The 8,092-nt window shown below is 74.3% G+C and carries 6 protein-coding genes and 1 pseudogene; 2 read left to right on the top strand and 5 right to left on the bottom strand.

Annotated features, from left to right (window positions below; all coding sequences use genetic code 11):
* Nucleotides 1-92: pseudogene (locus ACZ7LB_RS29735) on the top strand (GntR family transcriptional regulator); the annotation flags it as partial.
* Here ACZ7LB_RS29735 and ACZ7LB_RS29730 read toward each other — a convergent pair.
* Both ACZ7LB_RS29730 and ACZ7LB_RS29725 read right to left on the bottom strand, forming a co-directional pair.
* Nucleotides 91-912, bottom strand: coding sequence for a hypothetical protein (locus ACZ7LB_RS29730; RefSeq protein ID WP_471472437.1), 822 nt, complete (start codon nucleotides 910-912; stop codon nucleotides 91-93). The pseudogene ACZ7LB_RS29735 and the gene ACZ7LB_RS29730 overlap by 2 nt on opposite strands.
* Nucleotides 913-1,096: 184 nt before the next feature.
* Nucleotides 1,097-2,872, bottom strand: coding sequence for a phosphatidylglycerol lysyltransferase domain-containing protein (locus ACZ7LB_RS29725; RefSeq protein WP_471472429.1), 1,776 nt, complete (start codon nucleotides 2,870-2,872; stop codon nucleotides 1,097-1,099).
* Nucleotides 2,873-3,313: 441 nt separating this feature from the next.
* On the opposite strand from ACZ7LB_RS29725, the gene ACZ7LB_RS29720 reads away from it, so the two are divergent.
* The gene (locus tag ACZ7LB_RS29720) at nucleotides 3,314-5,218 is read left to right on the top strand and encodes a serine/threonine-protein kinase (RefSeq protein ID WP_471472427.1); all 1,905 of its coding nucleotides are present in this window, start codon (nucleotides 3,314-3,316) and stop codon (nucleotides 5,216-5,218) included.
* 114 nt (nucleotides 5,219-5,332) lie between these two features.
* Here the strand turns inward: ACZ7LB_RS29720 and ACZ7LB_RS29715 are convergent, their stop codons facing one another.
* The 3 genes from ACZ7LB_RS29715 to ctaD form a co-directional block, all read right to left on the bottom strand.
* A complete protein-coding gene (locus ACZ7LB_RS29715) occupies nucleotides 5,333-5,683 on the bottom strand; it encodes an SCO0607 family lipoprotein (RefSeq protein WP_471472425.1) in 351 nt (116 codons plus the stop codon).
* 108 nt (nucleotides 5,684-5,791) lie between these two features.
* The gene (locus tag ACZ7LB_RS29710; RefSeq protein WP_471472424.1) at nucleotides 5,792-6,364 is read right to left on the bottom strand and encodes a hypothetical protein; all 573 of its coding nucleotides are present in this window, start codon (nucleotides 6,362-6,364) and stop codon (nucleotides 5,792-5,794) included.
* A gap of 3 nt (nucleotides 6,365-6,367) precedes the next feature.
* Nucleotides 6,368-8,068, bottom strand: coding sequence for an aa3-type cytochrome oxidase subunit I (ctaD, locus tag ACZ7LB_RS29705; RefSeq protein ID WP_471472422.1), 1,701 nt, complete (start codon nucleotides 8,066-8,068; stop codon nucleotides 6,368-6,370).
* Between the last annotated feature and the right edge of the window lie 24 nt (nucleotides 8,069-8,092).

Raw genomic sequence — 8,092 nt, 5'->3', positions numbered from 1 at the left:
GCCGCACCTTCAGCGCCGAAGCCGCCACCCCCGACGTCGCCCACGCCCTCGACCTCCCCGAGCACGCCCCCGTCCAGTACCTCCAGCAGGTCACCTACCTCGCCGACGACCGCCCCGTCGAATACTCCGACGTCTGGATCCACAGCGGACGGCTCCGCGTGACCTCGCTGCTGCTGCGGCGGTGAGCCGGGCGGTCCGGCGCGGGCGGCGGCCCGCCGCGCCGGGCCCTTCGCCGCCTCCGCCGCGCCGCCCCCGCAGGGCCGGGAACGCGCAGAGCGCGGCCGCCGCGGCGACGGCCACCAGGTGCTCCTTGCCCGCGAGGTTGGGCTTCAGCACCGCCTCGACCACCATCAGCACCACGACCAGGGTCCCCGTGAACCAGGCGCGGAAGCGGCAGCAGAGCACCAGCGCCAGGCCGACGACCGCGCTGGACGGCCCGGTGTCGACGACCCCGGCGTCGGATGCGGGGAGGCCGAGGAGCCCGCCCGGTCCCGTCGCCACCCCGATCCGGGCGTAGAGGACCCCGGCGAGGGTGCAGGCGTAGGCGACGAGCAGCGTCCGCCGCACCCCCAGGGTGATCTCCGCGATCCCGAGGACCACGAGCACCTGGGCCAGGGCCCCCCACACCGGCAGGTCCGCGGCCGGTACGAACAGGGAGAGCGGGGTGCGCGCCAGCGCGAGCCACCACGGGTCGCCCGCCCGGACGAAGCCGAGGTCCGCCACCAGCCCCTGGCTCCAGGAGTGGCTCCGCCGCTGGGCGGCCTGGAGCAGGACGATCAGGCAGAGCGAGACGAGGGTCAGCGGGATCGCCCGCGGACCCCGTCCGGCCAGCCCGGCCCGCACGGCCGTCCACACGGGACCCCACTCCCGGCGCGCGAAGCCCGCCGTCGCCTCCACCGTGCGGCGCGTGATCCCGCCGCCCTCGCCGGCGGCCCGGGGGGACCCGGTGGGCGCGGGGCGCGCGTCCCCCTCGTCCCGCCCGCCGTCCCGCGGGGGACGACCGCCCGTCACCCGGCCTTCCCCTCCGCGCCGTCGCCGGCGCACGCCCCGGGCCCCGGGGGCACCGGGCCGGGCGGGCGGTCCTGCGTCCGGGCGCTCACGGCTCGGGCACCGTGCTCCGCGCGCGCCGCCCGCCGAGCCGTTCCGGCAGGGCGGGGAGGGTGAGGAAGCCCTCGGCGCGGGCACTGGCCACGGTGATGCGGAGCAGGTCGGCGCTCTTCTCGAAGAGCAGGTAGCGCGGTTCCCACACCGGCCGGTACTTGGCGTTGGCCCGGTACAGCGACTCGATCTGCCACCACCGGGAGAAGAAGCCGAGCAGCGAGCGCCACAGGCGCAGCACCGGGCCCGCGCCCAGCCGGGAGCCGCGCTCGAAGACGGAGCGGAACATGGCGAAGTTCAGGGAGATCCGCCGGATGCCGAGTTCCCCGGCGTGCTCGGTCAGCTTCAGCACCATGAACTCGAAGAGGCCGTTCTCGGAACGGCGGTCGCGGCGCATCAGGTCCAGGGAGAGCCCGTCACCGCCCCAGGGCACGAAGCTGAGCAGCCCGCGCGGGCGCTCCCCGTCGTAGCAGACCACCATCACGCAGCGGCCGTCCCCGGGGTCCCCGAGGCGGCCCAGCGCCATCGAGAAGCCGCGTTCCGTCTCGCCGTCGCGCCAGTCGTCCGCGAGCCGGACCAGTGCGGCCATCTCGTCCGGCGGGATGTCCTCGTGCCGGCGGACGCGGACGGTGAACCCCGCCCGGCCGATGCGGTGGTACGCCTGGCGCACCCCGCGCATGGCGCGGCCCTCCAGGGTGAAGTCGTCGAGGTCGACGACGGCCTCGTCCCCGAGCTCCAGGGCGTCCAGTCCGTGCCGGGCGTAGACCGTGCCGCCCTCCTCGCTGGCGCCGATCACCGCCGGGGTCCACCCGTGCTCGCGGGCCTGGGCGAGCCAGCGGCCGATCGCGCCGGGCCACGCCTCCGGGTCGCCGATCGGATCGCCGGACGCCAGGGACACACCGCCGGTCACCCGGTAGGTGACGGCGGACTTTCCCGTGGGGGACCAGACGGCGCTCTTGTCGGACCGCAGCGCGAAGTACCCCAGCGAGTCGCGCTCCCCGTGCCGCTCCAGGAGGGCGCGCAGCCGCCGCCGGTCCTCGTCCGTCATGGCGTCGACCGGGCGCCGGGAGCGGAACGCCGCGTACAGGACCAGCAGGACCAGGGCGGTGCTCATGATGTTGATCAGGACGTTGATCCCCGCGGGTGTGCTGATGTCCCCGTAGTGGACGTCGTCGTAGGCGAGGGAGAGCATCCGGAGGACGCCGTAGTGCCACTGCTGGAAGAAGGTGGCCCGCCGGGCGTCCGGGTCGGTGTTGGAGGCGGAGACCAGCGCGGCGGCGGTCAGGGAGCAGACCGCGAACCCGGCCGCCGCGACGGTGGCCGCCAGCCTCGGGTTGGCGCGGTCGCCCCGGGCGCGGAACTCGCGGCGTCCCGCGGCCAGACAGGCGACGAAGAGCGCGGTGACGACGACGGAGACCCAGTTCTGCGCGTGCCGCCGGTAGACCGGCAGCCCCAGGGCCACGACGCCCAGGGCGAGCAGCAGGGAGGCGAGGACCAGGTTCAGCAGCCACGCCGCGCGTTTGCGGCGCCGCATGGTGACGGCCAGCAGGAGCGAGACGGAGCCGGAGAAGAAGCCCGCGGTCAGCAGGTAGGGGGTGAAGAACTCGTCGTCGTTGTGGCGCCGGATGTCGTTGCCGAAGGAGACCCACACCCCGGCGAGGAGGTTGACGAACGCCACGGCCCGCAGGTACCAGACGGCCCCCAGGTAGCAGCGCCGCGACCGGCTTCCCCGGTCCCGTCCCGCCCGCCGCCCGTCCGGCCGCTCACGCTCCATGGACGTGACGATAGGAGCCCGGGGGGCCGCCCGCCCGCTTCACGGCTTCGTCGGTGAGTTGCCGGACCCGCGCCGGGCCGGGGACCGCCGGGCCGGGCGGGCGCCCCGGCCGGGACACGGGGCACCCCGCCGTGCCCCTCACCTCTCCCGGCCGGGTGGCCGGGCGGGGGTTTCCGGACCGGTCACGGCGGGCGGCCTGCCGCACGTCCGTACGGCGTCCGGCCCGTACCGGGCCGGCCTCGCGGGGCGGGCCGGCCGTGCGGTCCCCCCGGGCCGGTCCGGCGGCCCCGGGGCCGCTCCCGTGCCCCCGGGCGGGCGGGCCGCCGCCGGCTGCGGCCGTCCCGGTCCCGTTCGGCCGGTGCGCGGACGCGCCGTCCGGAACCGGGTCATCTGACGGGGCGTCTACTGTTGCTGTCCGTATCGACAATCAATGGGGGTCGGATGCGCAGCGAGGATACGGCCGGCGGCGGGTCGGGCGACGGTCCGGGCACGGTGATCGCGGGCCGCTACAGGCTGCAGCGCCAGCTCGGACGCGGTGGGATGGGCGTGGTCTGGGAGGCCCTGGACGCGAGCCTGGACCGCAAGGTGGCGGTGAAGGGGCTGCTGTACCCCGGCGCCGCGGACCCCTCGGCGCAGGCCACCTGGGTGAGCAGGGCGCGCCGCGAGGCGCAGGCCATCGCCCGGATCGGGCACCAGAACGTGGTCGCCGTCCACGATGTGATCGAGGACGGCAACCAGGTCTGGATCGTCATGGAGCTGCTGAACTCCCGGTCGCTGGCGGACCTGCTGCGCGAGCAGCGGCTGCTGTCCGTCCCGCATGCCGCGCGCATCGGCCTCCAGGTGCTGCGCGGGCTGGCCGCGGTGCACGAGTCCGGCGTCCTGCACCGGGACGTCAAGCCGCACAACATCCTGTTCCGTCCGGACGGGCGCGCCCTGCTCATGGACTTCGGGATCGCCACCTTCGAGGGCGCCGTCCAGGTCACCCGGTCCCACGAGATCATCGGGACGCCCCAGTACCTGGCGCCGGAGCTGCTCAGCCACACCCCGGCCACACCGCGTCCGGCGTCCACCGCCTCCGACCTCTGGTCGCTGGGCGTCACCCTGTACGAGATGGTGGAGGGCAGGCGGCCCTTCGAGGGGGCCACCGGGTTCGAGGTGCTCATCGCCGTGCGGGACGCGCCGGTGCCGCCGATGAAGTACGCGGGACCGCTCGCCGGGCTGATCGAGGCGCTCCTGGACAAGGACCCCGACCGGCGCCCGGACGCCGCCGAGGCCGACCGGATGCTCCAGGCGGTCACCGACGACGCGGCGGCGCTGGACACCCCGGCAGCGCGGGCCGCGCCGGTCCGTCCGGGGCCCGTGCCGCCGGAGACGGCCGAGCCCGGGACCGGTGGTCCGGCCACCGGTCCGGGCGGGACCGGGCGGCGCCGGGGGCCGCTGCGCGTGGCCGCGGCCGTGGTCTGCGCGGCGCTGCTCGCGGGAGCCGGGTGGTTCGTCTGGCAGCAGCTGGACGGCGGGTCGGCGGGGTCCGGACCGGCGGCGGGGGGCGCGTCGGAGGAGAAGCCCGGGGAGCCCGCTCCCGCCAACTCGCCGAACAAGCTGCGGATCGGCGTCAAGGAGGACCAGCCGGGGCTGAGCGTGCGGAGCGGGGGCGTCCACCGGGGCTTCGAGGTCGACCTCGCCCGGGCCCTCGCCCGCGAGATGGGCTACACCGACGATCAGGTGTCCTTCTACCCGGTCACCTCGGACAACCGCAGCGCCTACCTCACCGCGGGACGGGTCCATCTGGTCGTCGCCACCTACAGCATCAGCGACGAGCGCGAGCGCCAGGACGAAGTGCTTTTCGCCGGGCCCTACTTCGAGGCGCTGAAGGGGATGCTGGTGCGCAAGAACCGGCGGTACAACGACGTCAGCGACCTCCAGCGGGACCCGAGCGCGCAGGTGTGCACCGCCCGGCGGTCGGTCTACGTCCCGTGGATCGAACAGGAGGGCCTCCGCGGGCAGATGACGCTGCGGACCGGGTACGAGGACTGCGTCCGGGACCTGCTGGACCCGAAGTCCGCCGTGTACGCGGTGGCCACCGACGACGTGATCGTCGCGGGGCTCGCCCACAAGTACTCCGTGAAGACCAAGGCCCTGGAGAGCATGGGCGGTTCGAAGGAGGGCTACGGGGTGGCGGTGGACCGCCGGAAGCCGGAGCTGCACCGCCGGGTGTGCGAGGCGCTCGCGGCGGTCATGGACCGGTCCTCGGGGCAGCCCTCGCGCTGGTCCGTCCTCTACGACCGCCACCTCCGGCCGCTGATGAACCGCCCCGCGCCGGAGGAGCCCGAACTCACCTCGTGCTGAGGCCGCCGGGCCGCCGGGAGCCCCTCCCCCCGCCGGGGCGTGGCGCGCGGCGCACACCCCCACGGCTCCCCGGGGGAGGCCGCCGGGCGGCCCGGGGTCCCGGCCGGCCGCGGGTCAGCCCTCGTCCGGTGCCTCGGAGATGGTGCCGTCCCCGTCGACGACGTGGGTGCGCCAGTACACGTCCCACTTGTCGTCGACGTACTTCGGCACCTTGCCCCGGGGGTAGGTCCGGAAGCCCTCCGGGGGCGCCTCGCCGTCGGGCACACAGGCGCTGCCGGTGCCGCCCACGGCCACCACCGGGTACTCCCCGCCCGCGCAGCTCGCCTCCCGGTACTCGAGGCCGGCGCATCCGGTGACCGCGGCGGCCCCGGCCGCGCAGACCAGGGCGGCGGTGAGGAGGCGGGGCCGCCGGCGGCGCGGGGCGGTGGCGGTGCGGGTCCGGTTCGTGCCGCGGGGGGTGCGCATGGTCGTCTCCAGTCGTGGGTCACCGGTCGCTCGGTACGCCGCCCACTCTCACAGCCGGGCGCCCGCGGCGGCGTGAGTACGCGTACTCAGGGCCGCGCGCGGGCGTGCTCACCGGGCGCCGGGCACGGTGGCGGGGTCCGGGTCACCGCCGCCGGCCCGGTACCGTCTGCGGGCCGCACCGGCCCGGACGGTCACCGCGGTGAGGACCAGCCCCAGGAGCGCGGTGGGCAGCGTGACGACGGCCCAGGAGCCGCCGTTCCCGGGCCCCGCCGCCAGGAGCACGGCCGTGGCCGCCGCCGCGGCGAGGACGGCGACCAGCAGCGCGGCCAGGAGGGGGCGGAGCGCGGGCGGACGGTAGGGCTCCAGGTCGAGACCCGCCCAGTCACGGGCGGTCTCCCGGGCCTCCCGGCGGTGCTGGACGGCGGCGCGGACCAGCATCCCGGTGGTGACGGCGGCCCCCGCCGAGGCCGTTGCGGCGGGCCAGTGCCACGCCTCGGTGAGCAGCAGGAGCAGGGCCACGCACCCGGCCGTGCTCCAGCCGGTCAGACAGGCGGCGGCCGTGCTCCGCCGGGAGTCCGGGCGGTCGGCTCCCGCGCGGACCTCAAAGAGGGCCGGGAGGTACCAGACGCAGCCGGACGCGGTGGCCAGGGCCGTGCCCAGGGCGAGGACGGGGTGCGCCACGGCTCACTTCACCAACTCGGCGGCGGCGATCTCCGGGTGGCGCAGATCCAGGGCCGGGGACTCGGAGCGGATGCGGGGCAGGGAGGTGAAGTTGTGGCGCGGCGGCGGGCAGGAGGTCGCCCACTCCAGCGAGCGGCCGAAGCCCCAGGGGTCGTCCACGCCGACCGGCTCGCCGTACCTGGCGGTCTTCCAGACGTTGTAGAAGAACGGCAGCAGCGACATGCCCAGCAGGAACGAGCCGATGGTGGACAGGGTGTTGAGGGCGGTGAACCCGTCGGCGGCCAGGTAGTCGGCGTAGCGGCGGGGCATCCCCTCGGTGCCGAGCCAGTGCTGGACGAGGAACGTCAGGTGGAAGCCGACCGTGAGCGTCCAGAAGGTGATCTTCCCGAGGTGCTCGTCGAGGATCTTGCCGGTGAACTTCGGCCACCAGAAGTGGAACCCGGCGAACATGGCGTACACGACCGTGCCGAACACGGTGTAGTGGAAGTGCGCGACCACGAAGTACGAGTCGGTGAGGTGGAAGTCCAGCGGCGGCGAGGCGAGGATGACACCGGTCAGACCACCGAAGACGAAGGTGATCAGGAAGCCCAGCGTCCAGAGCATCGGCGTCTCGAAGGAGAGACTGCCCTTCCACATGGTGCCGATCCAGTTGAAGAACTTCACCCCGGTCGGGACCGCGATCAGGAAGGTCATGAACGAGAAGAACGGCAGCAGCACGCCGCCGGTGGCGTACATGTGGTGCGCCCACACGGTCACCGACAGGCCCGCGATGGAGATCGTGGCCGCGATCAGGCCCATGTAGCCGAACATCGGCTTGCGGGAGAAGACCGGGATGACCTCGGAGACGATGCCGAAGAACGGCAGCGCCAGGATGTAGACCTCGGGGTGGCCGAAGAACCAGAAGAGGTGCTGCCAGAGCAGCGCCCCGCCGTTGGCCGGGTCGAAGACATGGCTGCCGAACGTGCGGTCCGCCTCCAGCGCGAACAGGGCCGCGGCCAGCACCGGGAAGACCAGCAGGACCAGCAGCGCGGTCAGCAGCACGTTCCAGGTGAAGATCGGCATGCGGAACATGGTCATGCCGGGCGCGCGCATGCAGATGATGGTGGTGATGAAGTTGACGGCGCCCAGGATGGAGCCGAATCCGGACAGCGCGACGCCCATGATCCAGAGGTCGGCGCCGACTCCCGGCGAGTGCACCGCGTCGGAGAGCGGGGCGTAGAGGAACCAGCCGAAGTCGGCGGCGCCGCCGGGGGTGAGGAAGCCGCCGGCGGCTATCAGCGAACCGAACAGGAAGAGCCAGAAGGCGAGCATGTTCAGCCGGGGGAAGGCGACGTCCGGGGCGCCGATCTGGAGCGGCATGATCCAGTTGGCGAAGCCGGTGAACAGCGGCATGGCGAACATCAGCAGCATGATCGAGCCGTGCATGGTGAACGCCTGGTTGAACTGCTCGTTCGACATGATCTGCAGGCCCGGCCGGGCGAGTTCGGCCCGCATCATCAGGGCCATGACGCCGCCGAGGACGAAGAACACGAAGGCGGAGACCAGATAGAGCGTCCCGATCCTCTTGTGGTCGGTGGTGGTGAGCCAGTCCGTCCAGGTCGGCCGGGCCGCCGCCCCGGCGACCGCCGGCCCGTCCCCGTGGCCCACGGGGCGCGGCGGCACCTCCTTCACCGGGCCCACCTGGTTGTGCTGCGCCTCGTCCATCGGACGGCGTCCTCCCCATCTGTT

The sequence above is a fragment of the Streptomyces sp. NPDC107521 genome, assembly GCF_055598485.1.
Note: the sequence above shows the minus strand (reverse complement) of the source record. Positions and strands in the feature narration are given on the sequence as shown.